This is a genomic window from Chryseobacterium edaphi, from assembly GCF_025628985.1.
In the GTDB taxonomy this organism is placed as follows: Bacteria; Bacteroidota; Bacteroidia; order Flavobacteriales; family Weeksellaceae; genus Chryseobacterium; species Chryseobacterium edaphi.
In genome coordinates this window covers 141964-158362 of sequence record NZ_JAOTEM010000001.1, presented here as the reverse complement: position 1 = coordinate 158362, position 16399 = coordinate 141964, and the positions used below count along the sequence as shown (strand labels likewise).

Below are 16399 nucleotides of genomic sequence, written 5' to 3'. Positions count from 1 at the left end.
GTTTTTTATAAGTATTTTGAAATATTATCTTCTTGTTCTAGCTTTGTCGCTAACTCTTGCATCCTGAGCTACACGGAAACCAATCCATCCGTAACCAGAATCTTCTTTCTTGTATCTTCTTTGTCCCGGGTCTAACCAGTACGCTGAATCTTGCCAAGAACCACCCTTGATTACTCTGATGTCATTAGTCATCGCTGAAGTTCTGTCTTTAGTATCTTTCTGCATAATCACTCTTCCGTTTCCGTCGACTACAAATTTTGTAGTTGGAGCATTGTACATGTTGTAAGAAGCTGAAGAATCACTTGCATTTCTATAATCTAATGAAGACATTCTGTCACCATCTCTATAGTTTCTGTAATCAGCAATTGTTTGTCTTTCAAACTGACCCGGTAAGTTTTTGTAAACTAATCTTCCGTCAGCCAAAGTATCATATTTAATAGTACCTTCGTCTACCATTTTGTAAGTTCCGTCACCGTTTCTTACGATAGCTTGAGGCATATTTCCTCTGTAATAATTGAAGTCTGTAAAGTCTTCGTCAATGATTGGTCTGTACACATCAGCCGTCCATTCTGCAACGTTTCCGTACATACCGTAGATACCAATATCATTTGAAGGGAATTGTCTAACATCAGAAGTCTGAGCAGCACCGTCATTTTTCCAACCTGCAGGTCCAGAATAATCTCCTCTACCTTGCTTGAAGTTAGCTAAGATCATCCCTCTGTCTTTACCCTTAGTTCCTCTAAGTTTATCGATCTGTGGTTTCTTTTCAAGATAGTTGTTATACTCTCTGTTTTTCTCCATACCAAGAGCTGCATATTCCCATTCAACTTCTGTAGGAAGTCTGAATTTTGCAACCATTGCTGAGCTAGGAGATCTGTTAGCAGCAAGTAACCTTTGGTTGGTAGTTTTCATACCGGATTTCTGTGCCAATCTTTGCTGATTGATATAACCTTGCATTTCAGGATCATTCGATTTGAATTTATCCATGTTGAATGCAGTTCCACCTTGGTTGTTAGATTCGTTGATATACAAATCTTTTGCAATAATACCTGCTTGCATTAAAGCTTTTTCGTTCGCTCTGTCTGTCAACCATTCACAGTATCTGTTGGCTTGTGTCCAAGAAACACCTACTACCGGATAATAATCATAGTTCTGATCTCTGAAATAAGTTTCATTAAGATCATTTCTAGATAATTTATTATCCCACAATAAAGTATCAGGTAACGCACCATTGTAGATTTCCTTGAAACTTGGATCACTTGGAGGAAATACATACTTCAACCATGTAAGGTATTCGCGGTATTCGTAGTTAGTAATTTCTGTTTCACCAACAAAGAACGAACTTACCTGCATTCTGCGAGGCGAGTTATTCCAGTCGTGCATAACATCATCTTTCACTAATCCCATGGTAAAAGTTCCACCTTCCACATATACCATTCCTGGCCAACCTTTCTGCTTTTGTTGCTTTCCTGCAAAAAACCAACCTTGTTTTTCGTTTGGTTTCCAACCTGTCTTGCTGACAAATTTTTTAGTACCGCCTCCTTTGCTGGTACTAGACCCTCCACAGCTGGTTAATGCAAGTGTAGAACTTAATGCTATTAATGAAAACAACTTTAGTTTTTTCATAGTCGATATAAATATTATTCAAAGTACAAAGAAAAAATAAATTATTCAATAAATCAAGTAAAGATTTGATTTTTTTTGAAACGTTAACAAATTAATTTTATTGTATCACGGTTTAATTCTAAAATTTTCATTTATTTTGTAATTTAGAAATTTCAAAAACCAACATGAGACTAAAAACGACTCTTTTCTTTCTATTTGCTTTCATATCAGCAACTTGGGCTCAACGAATCTCCATAGAATGGAACGGATCAAAAGTTGAAGACTTCGGCGACATCAAAAAGACTCTACCCAATTTTAAAAATGAGGGTTTTTCTTACGGCCAAAATAACATTTTCATTCTTAATAAGCAAAAAATTGGTGAAGGTCAGTTCAGAGTTACAAATCTTGTATGGGAGTCGATCTCTCCAAAAGATTTATTTGACATTAATAAAGATCTGCTCCCCGATTATGAAATTGCAGATATTAATTATTATTATGTCGAGGGTGAAAGAGTAGCCAATACAACAGTTGGATTATTTAAAAATGTAAAAGGAAGAGTGCAAAGACTTTCTTCTTTTGAATTGGCTCCTTCCAATACACCTTCAAATTTTAATGCACTGAAAGTAGGATCAACAGTAAATCCTTTAGCAACAGGAGGTTTTTATAAAATTAAAGTTGATAAATCGGGGATTTTTAAAATTACCGCACAGTTTTTAAGAGATATTGGAATCAACCCATCAAACGTAAATCCTAAAAATTTCAGAATATACGGAAATGGTGGAGTTATGCTTCCTGAGCATAATCAGGATGTGAAATACAGTGCACTTCAGGAAAACTCAATCCAGGTAGTTGGTGAAGATGATGGCGTTTGGAATGATGGAGATTATGCGTTATTTTACGCTCAGGGACCAAATGGTTATAATCTTTATAACAATACTAACGGAAACGGGTTTAAACGAAGAGAAACCAGATCTGACCGATACGAAAATGTAAAAAATATTTATGAAGATTTTTCGTATTATTTTATTAATTATGATAAAGGAGCAGGAAAAAGAGTGCAGAATGTCGATTTAAATTTGCCATCTTCAGCTCCTATTACAAGATATGACAATTATCAGGTAGTTAATAATGACCAGAAAAATCTGCTTAAGGTCGGAAGAATTTGGGTAGAAGATACCTCTTTTACTACTGATAAAACGGTGACTTTTAATCTAAACTCTCCTATTCAGGGCGGAGACAACATCAGATACACGGCACAAGTTGTTGGTTATAGATCTCAGGGAAACAATATTGGATTTAATATCAACAATCAAAATGCGGTTTCACAAACTTCTCCATCTAATGATCTGGATTTCAGACCTTTCACATATACGGGAATCGTTAATAACCTGAGTGGGAATCAACTTTCGATCAACATCAAACCCAGTATTACAACAAATCCTAACGGTTTATTCTATTTAGATTTTATTGAAGTTCAATATAAAGAAGATCTTAAATTCAATGGAAGTCAGATGAATTTCAGAGATTTCTCACTGCAAAGCGGAACGAGCACCAATTATGGTTTCAGCATTTCGACAGCAGCTAATATAGAACAGGTTTGGGATGTCACAGATATTACCAACGCAAACAGAAGGGTCAATAAAGCAGTAGGAAGTGGCTCGTTTAATTTTGGCTATTCAACTGTAGATCCTAATTTTAATAATGAGTTTGTAGCCTTTAGAGCAGATGCTGCATTTACTCCACAATTTGTTGAAAGGATCAATAATCAAAATCTATCTGCATTACAGAATGTAGATTATCTTATTATTGCACCCCCAGAAATGATGTCTCAAGCACAGAGATTATCTACTTATCATCAGACAAAAAATAATTATAATGTACAGATTGTAGACCCTTCAAAAATTTATAATGAATTTGGCAGTGGAAGCCGCGACCTTACAGCAATCAGAGATTTTGTTACTAAGTTGAATACTCCACTGGGAAGTTTAAAATATGTTTTCATCTTGGGCGATACATCTTATGATTATAAAAATAGAATTCCAAATAATTCTAATATCGTATCAAGTTATCAGAGTGAAAGCTCTGCAGATTTTATCTCTTCTTTCGTTACTGATGATTATATCGTAATGACAAAACCGCAGACCACATTTTTCATCGCCAATAATTTACCGGATCTTCCTGTCGGAAGAATTCCTGCAGCAAACCCTACAGAAGCAGGAAATATGATAGATAAAACATTAGCCTATTATAACTCATTATCAGGACAGTCAACACCTTTTGGAGAATGGAGAATGAAGCTCGATTTTGTAGTAGATGATGATGATGACAATGATAATTTCCCTGGAGGAACTCCTTTTCATACGACAATGAATAATACTTTAGCAAGTATTTTTGAAACAGGAACTGCACTTAAAGAATATAATGTAAGAAAACTATATCTGGATGCATTTCAGGCACAAAGTACAGCGGGTGGACAGAGATACCCCCAAGTAAATCAGGCTATTTCGAATGATTTAGGTAATAGTTTATATCTTTTCTATTTCGGACACGGAGGAATTACAGGTTGGGCACAGGAAAGAGTTTTCACTTTAGATGAAATTCAAAATGCTAATAATTTTTCTCCGGTATATAGCAGATTCCCGTTTGTATCAACAATTACATGTGAATTTACACTTTGGGATGAACCAGGAACATCATCTGCGGGAGAACAATTACTGAAGTTGAAACAAGGCGGTGCAGCTGCAATGATTACTTCAAGCCGTGCAGTAAGTATTGCCTATGGCGTTCTTTTTACAGATGATTACACCAAAGATATTTTTAAGTTGACTACAGATGATTTTCTATCTTTAGGTGATTCTCATTTAAATGCTAAAAAAGCTAGAGGTGCAGATTCAAATCACCTTAAAGTAAATTTTCTTGGGGATCCTGCTATGAAATTGAGCAGACCAAAAAGATTATTAATGATTGATGCAATTGAAACACCAGTTCCTGGGTTGATAAGAGGGTTGGATTTTGTGAAGATAAAAGGTCATATTAATAATGCTAATGGATCTATAAATACAACATTCAACGGAAGAGTAGTTATTAATATTTTTGATAAAAGACTCAATAAGGCAACCTTAAACAATGATGGAGCTTTGAGCCCTACATTAAATTACACAGAAGAAGGAAGCGCCATCGTAAAAGCATCGGGAACTGCCGTAAATGGAGTTTTCACCGTAGAATTTTATGTTCCCAAGGATATCAACTATGCTGTTGGAGAAGGCAGATTATTAGGATATGCGGACAACAAAGCGACTGATGTATTCAATAATCAGGCAGTTCAGGTAGGTGATCTTAATCCCAACGGAATTAATGATAATGAGCCACCTAAAGTAAAACTGTACATGAATAATACCAATTTTGCAAACGGTGGAATTACGGATCAAAATCCTATGCTCCTTGCTTGTGTTACAGATGATACAGGAATAAATTCTACAGGTTCTGGTATTGGTCACGATATTACTGTATATTTGGACGGACAAATTATTAATACCGTAGTTTTGAATGATTTCTACGCTTCAGGTGAAGGAAATGGATGTCTTAGTCCGAGTTTGGCAGATTATCAAAAAGGAAATGTAAGCTATCCCTTCAGAAACCTGGCAATAGGACAACATCAGTTGACATTTAAAGTTTGGGACATAAACAATAATTCGACAACTGAAACGTTAAACTTTGAAGTTAAAGATGAAGCAGATCAGCATTTAGTAATCAACAGACCGCTAAACTGGCCAAATCCGTTTACAAATAAAACATATATTCATTTCGAACATAATTGTGATGATATTTTAGATGTAAACGTTCAAATCTATACCATTACAGGAAAATTGGTAAGAACTTTAAGTCAACCAGTGGTTGCAGAACCGTTCCTACAGGGCTTTAGAACACCACGTCAGGCAATAGAATGGGACGGAAAAGACGATTTTGGCGACACAGTAGCAAAAGGTACGTATATTTTTAAGATATTTGCAAAAAGTCAAAATCAAGAAAAATGCAAAGGAAGTGCTACAGCTGTAGAAAAAATGGTACTTTTGAAGTAAAAATAATAAGTAATTAAGAATATCAATAAAAAACTGATAATATATAAAAGACAACATATGAATTTAACTACTAAACTGCTTTTGGGGATTGGTTTGAGTGCTGGGTTTTTAGGCTATGCACAGGATTTGAGTCAGGTAAGACCTGTGTTAACCGGAGCTCCATTCCTGAGAATTGCACCAGATGCAAGATCGGGAGGTATGGGAGATCAGGGAGTCGTTACTTCCCCAGATGCTTTCTCTCAATTTTGGAATGCAGCCAAATATCCTTTTAGCAGAACAAGTTCTTCTGTGGGTATTAACTACACACCATACATGGGAAAACTTACAAATGATGTATTTTTACTATATGGAGCTTTCCATAAATTTTTAGGTTCGGAGGAAAGATCTACAATTTCTGCAAGTATTTATTACTTTAATATGGGTGAAGTTGATCTTACTTCTCTTGTAGGAAATGAAGTAACTTCTAACGGTACTTCGAAACCAAACGAATTCTCAGTAGATATTGCTTACGGTCTGAAACTTTCTGATTCATACTCAATGGCTGTTACAGGTAGATTTATTCGTTCAGATTTGGCCGGAGGATTCAACACAGATACTACACTAAAGCCTGCAAATAGTTTCGCAGTAGACGTTTCAGGATACTATACTTCTCCTAAATTCTCAAGTTTTGGAGGTTATGATGGTAAATTGAATGCTGGTTTTGCAGTAACTAACTTAGGTCCGAAATTAGATTATACAGGAAACGAAGAATCTAGATCTTATCTTCCAACAATGGCAAGATTAGGTGTTGGTTATGATATGTATTTGGATGATGTAAACAGAGTAGGTTTGAGCGTTGAAGGTTCAAAAATTCTAGTACCGGGATCAGAATTCGTAGGAAACGATCCTAATACAAGACAACCAATTTATGCAGTTCCAAATGTTGGAGTAATGTCAGGAATTGGAAAATCTTTCAAAAATCCTGAATCAATCATGTATAGTGGTGCTTTAGAATATTCTTATGACAATGCATTTGCTGTAAGAGGAGGTTATTTCCACGAAAGTGATGTGCAGGGAGCAAGACAGTTTGCAACTGCAGGTATCGGTTTAAAATACCGTTCTTTCGGATTAGATATTTCTTATTTGATCAATATGTCTAAAATCAACACAGCTTTGGATAACACACTACGTTTCGGTCTTACCTGGAATATCGGTGATGAAACTTCTAATGTAGATAACTAAGAAAATCAAACATAAGATATAAAAGCTCCATTCATTGGAGCTTTTTTTGTTGATCTAAATTCACAACTCATTTTGAAGAAACTCGGAATTCATATATTAATAAAATATGTTAACAAAAGTCTAGCAATTATGGGGCTTTTTGTTTTTCAATAATTATTTTTGTAGCATGAACTATTCTGCGGAACTAAAAAAGATCGTCACCAGTCAATATGTGTATTCTTCGATAAGAATTACCTTGGCAACGGTGCTTCCTTGTTTGGTACTCTCCCACTTTGGGATTTTAAAAGAATATTTCTTATTCCCTTTGGGAACAAGTTTCGTAGCGCTCACAGATCAACCCGGTCCTTTTATCCGAAGAAGAAATTCATTAGCTTTTGCTATTTTCTGTTTTGTGATAGTCTCCTCAATTGCAAGTTTAGTCAAAGGAATTATCCCACTGGTGATTTTGGAGATCTTCGTCTTCGGTATGTTTTTTTCTCTGATTGGCATTTACGGTCAGCGACTCGCAGCAGTTGGATCTTTGGCATTGGTTGTATTGGCGATTTTTATTGACGGACATTTAACCGGAGCCAATATTTTAAAAAGTTTAATAATTTTCGCCGCAGGTTGTATTTGGTTTTTATTGATTTTTTTAATTGTAACCACTATTCAGCCTTATAAACTCGCCAGTCAGATGATTGGTGAAAATTATCTTCAGCTTGCGGAATTCCTGAAAATTAAAGCCAATTTTTACCAGAAAAATCCAGATTTTGACCGTTTGAATATACAGGTTATTGCAAAGCAGATAGAGATCAAAAACCTACAGGAAGAAACCCGCGAGACTGTTTTTAAAACCCGTACGATTGTCAACGAATCTACAACCATAAGCAGACTTCTGATGTTGACGTTTTTGAATTCAATGGATTTGCATGAGAAACTCATGACTTCAGAAAGTGACTACAAAAAACTGCAGCAAAGTTTTGAAGACTCTACGATTTTAGTTAAAATTCATGATTATTTAAATATCCTTTCAGAAGAAATTGCCAACATCGGAATTTCGCTTCAAAGCAGCACAAGAGCAAAACCTGTCTTTAATCTGGAAGTGCGTTCGCAGGATTTGAATGTCCATTATTTTGAACTCAGAAACAAGCAGATGACTCCTGACAATCTCGAAAATTTTATGGTTTTGAGACAGATCATGATGCGTATCAATGAGATCACAAAAGAGATCAACGAAATTTACAAAGTATTTGCTCAAAACGTAAAACTGGCCAAAAGTCTTTCGACAGGTCTAGATCTGAAAAAATTTATGCCGAATGAAGAGAAAATTAATTTTAAAGTTTTAAAAAGTAATATTTCTCTCACCTCATCACATTTCCGTCATGCAATAAGAATTACGGTTGCATTATTCTTAGGATATTTGGTTTCCTTTCTTCCATTTTTAGTGATTGGTCATACGTACTGGATTTTAATTACCATCGTTGCTATTCTGAAACCGGCCTACTCTATTACCAAACAACGGAATTTCCTGCGTTTCTGCGGTACAGTTGTCGGTGCGGTGGTCGCTTATGGAATTTTGTACTACGTTCATATCAATGCCATTTTGTTTGTCATTCTTTTGCTGAGCATGATCCTATGTTTCAGTTTACTGAAAGGAAGATATTTTTGGGCAGTCCTTTTTATGACGATGTATGTTTTTATGAGTTTTAATTTTTTAAATCCCGGAAACGTCAATGTGATATTTAAAGACAGGATTGTAGATACCATCATTGCAGGAATTATCGCGTTTCTGGTTTCTTATATTGTGCTTCCGGTTTGGGAGCACACACAGAATTTAGAATTAATGAAAAAATCGGCAGCATCTAATCTCACTTACTTTCATAGTGTAATGGCTAAATTTCTGAATGAAGATTTTGATATTGAAGATTATAAAGTAAAGCGAAAAAATGCCATTATTTCATTGGCAAACCTATCGGATAATTTCCAAAGAATGATTTCTGATCCTAAAAATCAACAGAAAAAACTGGAAGTCGTGCATCAGTTTGTGGCAACCTCACATCTGATTACAGCTTATACAGCTTCACTTTCACAATATTCTAAAAACAACAAAAAATATCCAGAAATAGATTCTGAAAGCTGGACAAAAAAAATAGAAGCCGAAATGAATCAGGTTTCCGCATTGCTAAACGATGAAAAAATCACAGAAACTCTGAAAATGGACAGCCGTTTGGAACCGGAAGATTCATCAATAGAAAATTTGTTACTTCAAAGAAAATCTGAACTTTTGGAAAACGAAATCTTCGACCGCAGAGATCCGAATAAAATTTCACATTTAACAGAACTTAAAAACATTCATGATGTTTTGGAGCTGATTTATGATGTAGCAAAAGAACAGCGAAAAGTAATTCAGACTTATAAAGCAGAAACCTCTACTCTTCCACAATCGTAAAGCAGTAATCGTCAAAAAACTTCACACTTGCTTTAAACTCATCCGAAATATTTTCGTCATGCACTCTGCAACTGATGTCGAAAAGATGTTTGAGTTCGAAAGGTTTGACTTCGTAATGCTTTTTCAGTGACCAGTGTTTCGAATGGTGAATTTTATACATACTTTCTTTCACGCTCCAGATAATCGTATAAAAAGTCACTTCATTATCAAAAGGTATAAATCCTCTCTCGTTTTCATACGTAAATTTATCAATCACCCTTAAAATTTTAGGATTAAATTTTTCAATATCAATTCCTATTTTATTTTTTGAAATGGCAATTGCTGCAAACGGGAAAGAATGGGTAATTGAAATTTCAGCATCTTTCGGTGAAAGAAAAGGCTCTCTTTCTTTATATAATATCTTGGAATTTGGCTTTAAACTCTTTAAAAGTTTTCTCACCATCAATACCTCCAATAATTTTTTCGGATGATAATCTTTTACTTTTTCGGCATTTTCCGGCTCCAGAAGTTCATCAGGATTCAAATCTTCATCTTCCTCATATTTCCATACGAGAATGGTGGCGTTGTCATCAGAAAAATCGCGGTAAAGAGGCATTGCTTAATTTATTGAGTAAAAGTAATAAAAATTACAGGAAGTTTTTCCGAATAGAAAGTATAGAAGACATTGAGCAACGAAAAATCCATTATAACAAAAACATTTATTTTGCTATAATGGATTGTACTATTGAATTTTATAAAAAAACTACTGATTATTTTTCAGCAATTTAAAAGATAGTATTAGACTAAAGGTTCCTGCTGACTCAAACAGTGAAAGCTTCCCAATCCCCAAATAATATCAGTAGAATCTATCCCAACCACTTTTCTGTCAGGAAAACAGCTTTGAATAATATCTAATGCTATCTGATCTTTTTCACATCTGTAAGTCGGTACAATGACCGATTTGTTGGCAATATAAAAATTAGCATAAGAAGCCGGCAATCGCTGATCGTCCCAAATTACAGGATCAGGCATTGGAAGTTCTATAATATTTAAAGGACTTCCGTCAAGCAAACGCATTTCTTTCAACTGTCTCAGATTGGTCTGAAGAATTTCATAATTTTCATCTTCCACATTATCTTCTATTACAGTAATAACTGTATTTTCATTTACAAATCTGATGGTATCATCAACGTGACCATCGGTATCGTCACCAATAATTCCGTCTTCTACCCAAAGAATTTGTTCTACACAATAGTAATTTTTCAAATATTGTTCTATTTCTTCCTGTGATAAATGAGGATTTCTGTTTTTATTCAGCAGACAGGATTTTGAAGTTAAAATCGTTCCTTTTCCGTTAAATTCTACCGAACCGCCTTCCATAATAATTCCTGGATAAATGACAGGAAGATCAAACTCTTGACCTATTTTTGTTGGAATGACATCGTCCAATTCAAACGGTGGATATTTTCCGCCCCACGCGTTGAAACCCCAATCTAGAATGATTTTTGGTTCGTCTGCATCTTTATTAATTAAAAAAGCAGGACCGTGATCTCTGCACCACGCATCGTTGGTTTCGTGAAAGTAAAACTCGATGTTTTCTAATTTTGCTCCGGCCTGCATAATGCAATCCATCGCAAATTTTCTCATCTCTTCGTCTTTAACATTAATTCTCACGAACTCATCCTGAGAAATAACTTTGATAAATTCGGCATAATTCGGATAAATTTCCTGCAATTTATCTGGCCACGATTCTTTTTTGTGAGGCCAAGATAACCAGGTTGCTTCATGCTCTTCCCATTCTGCCGGAAAACGGTAGTTTTTTAAATCTATATTTTTTGTATCGTTCATTTTAAAAAAATTAAAAGTTGGGAGATTTATGAAAGATTATTAAAGTTTCTGAATTCATTTTCAATTTCTTCAATGGTCGGCAAACTGCTTTTCAGATTTTCCGGTAAACTTTCTACAAGATGAATTTCGCTGATGCCTATCGGTTTTTTTAATATCCCGTAATGCAAATTCTGCCTCAATATTATTTTTGTCTTTACAAAGTAAAATACCAATAGTAGGATTTTCAGTTTCGTCTTTTATTAAACTGTCAACAGCCGATAAATAAAAGTTTAATTTTCCTGCAAATTCAGGTTTGAATCGTGTGTTTTTTAATTCAATTACAATATAACATTTGAGTTTGATATGATAAAAAAGTAAATCGATATAATAATCCTGATCAGCGATTTGCAAATGATACTGATTTCCAATGTACGCAAAACCTTTACCTAATTCCAGTAAAAATTTTGTAATATGCTGTATCAGTTGTTTCTCAACATCTCTTTCACGAAAACCTTTATCCAATGTAAGAAAATCGAAGATATAAGGATCTTTAAGTGTTTCATTTGCCAAATCTGAAAGTGGTTTTGGCAATGTACTCTCAAAATTATTAATAGACTTACCCTGTCTTTCAAATAAACTTGATTTGATTTGAAGATCTAATATATCTCTGCTCCAATTATTCTCTGCACATTTTTCGACGTACCAAAACCTAATATTTTGATCTTTTATTTTTTCTATTAATAAAATATTATGCCCCCAAGGTAATTTTGCCACAGCTTGTGGCAAAATTACCTCGTTAGGATATTCACGATAGAATGCAAGCATTCTTCCTAAATTTCTTTCAGAATAACCTTTTAAATTTGGGAATTCTGCTTTTAAATCTTTAGATAATTGCGGAATTACACCTGCAGACCAGCCTTGTACACTTTGTTTTTGAGCAATATCATTTCCTATTTGCCAATACAAAAAGATCATTTCTGCATTTACAGACAGAGCCGCCTTAAGCTGAGCGCTTAAGATTTTTTGTTTAATGTCTTTAAATAAGGTTTGATAAATGCCTACTTCCATTTTATGGTTTTATATCAAGAAAAAGTTTAATATTAAAAACTTTGATCATTAATCTTCGTCAATAAAACGTTTGGTAATCGGGGAATAAGTTTCGATTCTTCTGTCTCTCAGGAAAGGCCAGTGTTTTCTCATATAATCGGTTTGAGTCAAATCCACTTCCGTTACAGCTACCTCTTCCTGATCATGAGAACCAAGATATAGTAATTTTCCCTGCGCATTGGTTACAAAACTTCCGCCCCAGAATTTCATTGCTCCGTCCTGTTCAAATCCTACTCTGTTTACGGAAACTACAGGAAGTCCATTGGCTACAGAATGAGAACGCTGAATCGTCTGCCAAGCATTATATTGATCCTGATTGGTTTCTTCATCCTGAGTGGTGTCCCAACCTATTGCAGTCGGATAAAACATAATATCGGCTCCCATTAATGCAGTAATTCTTGAAGCTTCCGGATACCATTGATCCCAACAGATCAAAACACCTACTTTGCCGAACTTTGTAGGAAAAATTTTGTATCCTAAATCTCCAGGTGTGAAATAAAATTTTTCATAAAACGCAGGATCATCCGGAATGTGCATTTTACGGTATTTTCCTAAATAAGTTCCGTCTGCATCTATAACAGCCGTTGTATTGTGATATAAACCTTGAGCTCTTTTTTCAAAAAGTGAAGCAATAATCACCACGCCCAATTCTTTTGCCACTGGCGAAAGCGCATCTGTAGATGGACCTGGAATCGGTTCTGCCAAATCAAAATTATCGTAATCTTCTACATCACAAAAATAAAGCGAGGTGAATAATTCCTGTAAACAAACAATCTGTGCACCTTTCGCTGCGGCTTCTTTTATTTTTTCGATGGCTTTATTCAGATTTTCCTGCTTATCTGCAACACAAGACATCTGAACGGTACCTATTTTTACTTTTGACATGTTCTGAATTTTTATGGTACAAAAATAATATTTTTAAAATTGATACTAAACTACTTTAAGGAATGATGGCTGCTTTTATAATAATTTAAGAGAAACTTAATGTATAAAATAATTTAAACAACAAAAAACCTCACAGCTTAAAATCTATGAGGTTTCTTGATGGTTCAGATCAAAAAATATTCTTTGCGAAAATTTAATGATCAAAACTGAGTTTATTATTTAGACTGATGATTGGTTTCGTTTCTATGCTGCATAATTTCAAGATTCTCATCTACGAAATAAGCACTTCCAAATCCGTTTACATAAGCGCCTTTTACAGGGTTTAAAGCAATTAAGATAAAATCTTTCATTTCAGAAATTACCTCCACAACTTTTCCGTGAGTTTCTTTTAAAAGTTCTACAACCTGATTCCAAGTTTCAGAATCTCTTTCGATCTGCGTTGTTGTTGCTTCGATTGTTAATCTTTCACGAGCGTAGATCTGTTTTGTTGCAGACTCATCTTCGATGAACATCATAGAAGTTTTTCTACCTTCCGAAAGATTCTTTGTATGTTTTGCCATGAAAGAAACCAAAATATAAAATTTATTATCGATTTCTACAAACGGTGCATAGCTGGAGTTAGGAGTTCCTTCTGCATCTACGGTTGCCAAAATAATACTTTGGGTTCTTGCGATTAATTCTTTCACTTTTGGAGCAAGAGGTTTAGCCTGTCTTTGAGCTTCCTCTTGAGTATTGGTATGATTCATAAAAAGATTTATTTCCGCAAAAATACGTAATTTAGAATAAATAAAAATTAAATTTTGATATATTTCATTTCATGATGGTTATCAGGAACATTGTTTTTTTATCTTAATTATATGTTGTAATTTTGCACTTTAATTATTTGAATTTAAACTTATTCATAAGATATGAGTACTACAACACAATACATTCCTTATAAAGTTAAGGATATTTCTCTAGCAGAATGGGGAAGAAAAGAAATTACTTTGGCAGAAGCAGAAATGCCGGGTTTGATGTCAATCCGTGAAGAATTCGGACCATCTCAACCATTGAAAGGAGCAAGAATAGCAGGATGTCTTCACATGACGATTCAGACTGCAGTTTTGATCGAAACTTTGGTTGCTCTTGGAGCTGAAGTTACCTGGTCTTCTTGTAATATTTTCTCTACACAAGATCACGCTGCTGCTGCTATTGCTGCTGCAGGAATTCCTGTTTATGCTTGGAAAGGTCTTAACGAAGAAGAATTCGACTGGTGTATTGAGCAGACTTTATTCTTTGGTGAAGACAGAAAACCATTGAACATGATTTTGGATGATGGTGGAGATTTGACAAACATGGTTTTTGACAGATACCCTGAATTCACGAAGGACATTAAAGGACTTTCTGAAGAAACTACAACAGGTGTTCACAGATTGTACGAAAGAATGAAAAACGGAACTTTGGTAATGCCTGCAATCAACGTAAATGATTCAGTGACTAAATCTAAGTTCGATAACAAATACGGATGTAAAGAATCTGCAGTTGATGCTGTAAGAAGAGCTACTGACATTATGCTGGCTGGTAAAAGAGTTGTAGTTTGTGGATACGGAGACGTTGGTAAAGGTACTGCTGCATCTTTCAGAGGAGCTGGTTCTATCGTTACGGTAACTGAAATCGACCCAATTTGTGCGCTTCAAGCTGCAATGGACGGTTTTGAAGTGAAAAGATTAGATACTGTTGTTGATAATGCAGATATCGTAATCACAACTACAGGTAACTTTAACATTGTAAGAAAAGAACATTTCTTAAAATTAAAAGATAAAGCAATCGTTTGTAACATCGGTCACTTCGATAACGAAATCGATATGGCTTGGTTAAATGAGAACTACGGTCACACAAAATCTGAAGTTAAACCTCAGGTTGATATTTATACTTTGGAAGAAGGTAAAGAAGTGATCATCCTTGCAGAAGGTAGATTAGTAAACCTTGGTTGCGCAACAGGTCACCCAAGTTTTGTAATGTCTAACTCTTTCTCTAACCAGACTTTGGCTCAGATCGAACTTTGGACTAATTCTGAAGCTTACGGAAACGAAGTTTATATGCTTCCTAAGCATTTGGATGAGAAAGTAGCTGCTTTACACCTTAAAAAATTAAGTGTTGAGTTGGAAGTTCTTTCTACTGAACAAGCTGAATACATCGGTGTTGATGTGAAAGGTCCTTACAAACCGGAATATTACAGATACTAAGATTTTCAATCCTTATAAATACAATCCCATTATTCTAAATAGTGGGATTTTTTATTACCAAATATTTTCAATCCCAATAAGGAATTCTTACTTTTGAAAAACTAAAATTTTAACATGAAAAAGTATTTTTTCCTAAGCTTAATGACTTCAGTTGTATTCCTTAACAGTTGTGAAAGTGAAGACGTGATTGATTTAAGTAATGATTTTGAAGAGCCTAAAATATTACTGAGTAAAGTCACAACAACTTATTACGCTAATCCTGCAAATCCTGATATAGATGTTGCTAAGCTTATTTATAATAATCAGGGAGAATTATTAAAAATACTCTCGGAAGATAAAAGTTCAAGTTTTGAGTACGACAATGCAGGCAAACCAGTAAAAACAAATTATTACAAAGCTGACGGAACTTTAGATTACTATTCAACATACACTTATAACGGTGATCAGCTTTTAAATATCAAAGCTATTTACACCAATCCTGATTTCAACAGAACCATCAGTTACACTTATGAAAATGGTAATATGGTAACTTCTACTCTATGTCAATCAGCGAATTGTTCAAATCCGAGTACATCATCTTATACTTATAATGGCGAAAATATTACTGTAGAAACTTCTGTGATTGGTGGTACTTTTTCTACATCAACAAAACATGAATATTTATATGACAATCAGCTAAATCCTTTTACTTACACCAATAAATATTTTAAAGTTTCAATGGGTGGAGCTTACGTTTTGAGTAAAAATAATTACACGACAGATAGAATCAGCTATAAAGACAGTGCAGGAAATTGGATACAGAATCAATATGTCATCTATGATGTTCAATATAACAGTGCTCAGTTACCGACTCAGGTTGTCGGAAAATTATCAGACGGTAGTAACTACGTCAAATATAATTACGAATATATTACTCAATAAAAATTTGATACGTTTTTTGATGAATATTAAATCCTTCAAAGAATGGTGATAAAAATTGAGTTTAATTATAGGTTTCCATTTAAAAATAATATATTTGGCTCAAATTAAATATTAAAAACAAA

11 protein-coding genes are annotated in these 16399 nt (G+C 34.5%); 5 read left to right on the top strand and 6 right to left on the bottom strand.

Annotated elements, in window-relative coordinates:
* Positions 1-24 precede the first annotated feature (24 nt).
* Positions 25-1626, bottom strand: coding sequence for a gliding motility lipoprotein GldJ (gene gldJ, locus NZ698_RS00865; protein WP_263000939.1), 1602 nt, complete (start codon positions 1624-1626; stop codon positions 25-27).
* A gap of 164 nt (positions 1627-1790) precedes the next feature.
* On the opposite strand from gldJ, the gene porU reads away from it, so the two are divergent.
* The 3 genes from porU to NZ698_RS00850 all read left to right on the top strand — a co-directional run bounded on the left by porU (position 1791) and on the right by NZ698_RS00850 (position 9333).
* Positions 1791-5684 carry a type IX secretion system sortase PorU gene (porU, locus tag NZ698_RS00860; RefSeq protein ID WP_263000937.1) on the top strand — a complete coding sequence of 1298 codons (3894 nt, stop codon included), beginning with the start codon at positions 1791-1793 and terminating at the stop codon, positions 5682-5684.
* Positions 5685-5741: 57 nt separating this feature from the next.
* On the top strand, positions 5742-6905 hold the full coding sequence (porV, locus tag NZ698_RS00855; protein ID WP_263000935.1) for a type IX secretion system outer membrane channel protein PorV: 1164 nt from the start codon (positions 5742-5744) through the stop codon (positions 6903-6905).
* Positions 6906-7071: 166 nt separating this feature from the next.
* On the top strand, positions 7072-9333 hold the full coding sequence (locus NZ698_RS00850) for an FUSC family protein (RefSeq protein WP_263000933.1): 2262 nt from the start codon (positions 7072-7074) through the stop codon (positions 9331-9333).
* On the opposite strand, the gene NZ698_RS00845 is transcribed toward NZ698_RS00850, so the two are convergent.
* The 5 genes from NZ698_RS00845 to NZ698_RS00825 all read right to left on the bottom strand — a co-directional run bounded on the left by NZ698_RS00845 (position 9314) and on the right by NZ698_RS00825 (position 13877).
* Complete coding sequence (locus NZ698_RS00845) at positions 9314-9928, bottom strand: 4'-phosphopantetheinyl transferase family protein (protein ID WP_263000932.1); 615 nt, start codon at positions 9926-9928, stop codon at positions 9314-9316. The genes NZ698_RS00850 and NZ698_RS00845 overlap by 20 nt on opposite strands.
* 182 nt (positions 9929-10110) lie before the next feature.
* Entirely contained in the window at positions 10111-11160 is a 1050-nt protein-coding gene (locus tag NZ698_RS00840) for an agmatine deiminase family protein (protein ID WP_263000930.1), read from the bottom strand.
* Between the two features lie 69 nt (positions 11161-11229).
* Positions 11230-12207 (bottom strand): PDDEXK nuclease domain-containing protein, encoded by a 978-nt coding sequence (locus NZ698_RS00835; protein WP_263000929.1) that lies wholly within the window; start codon positions 12205-12207, stop codon positions 11230-11232.
* 48 nt (positions 12208-12255) lie between these two features.
* Entirely contained in the window at positions 12256-13131 is an 876-nt protein-coding gene (locus NZ698_RS00830) for a carbon-nitrogen hydrolase (RefSeq protein WP_263000927.1), read from the bottom strand.
* A 215-nt stretch (positions 13132-13346) separates the two neighbouring features.
* The gene (locus NZ698_RS00825; RefSeq protein ID WP_263000925.1) at positions 13347-13877 is read right to left on the bottom strand and encodes a HugZ family pyridoxamine 5'-phosphate oxidase; all 531 of its coding nucleotides are present in this window, start codon (positions 13875-13877) and stop codon (positions 13347-13349) included.
* 162 nt (positions 13878-14039) lie between these two features.
* Here NZ698_RS00825 and ahcY point away from each other — a divergent pair, with 162 nt between their 5' ends.
* Positions 14040-15356: an adenosylhomocysteinase gene (gene ahcY, locus NZ698_RS00820; protein ID WP_263000924.1), complete on the top strand. Its 1317-nt coding sequence runs from the start codon at positions 14040-14042 to the stop codon at positions 15354-15356.
* Positions 15357-15470: 114 nt separating this feature from the next.
* Positions 15471-16277 (top strand): hypothetical protein, encoded by an 807-nt coding sequence (locus NZ698_RS00815; protein WP_263000922.1) that lies wholly within the window; start codon positions 15471-15473, stop codon positions 16275-16277.
* Positions 16278-16399 lie beyond the last annotated feature (122 nt).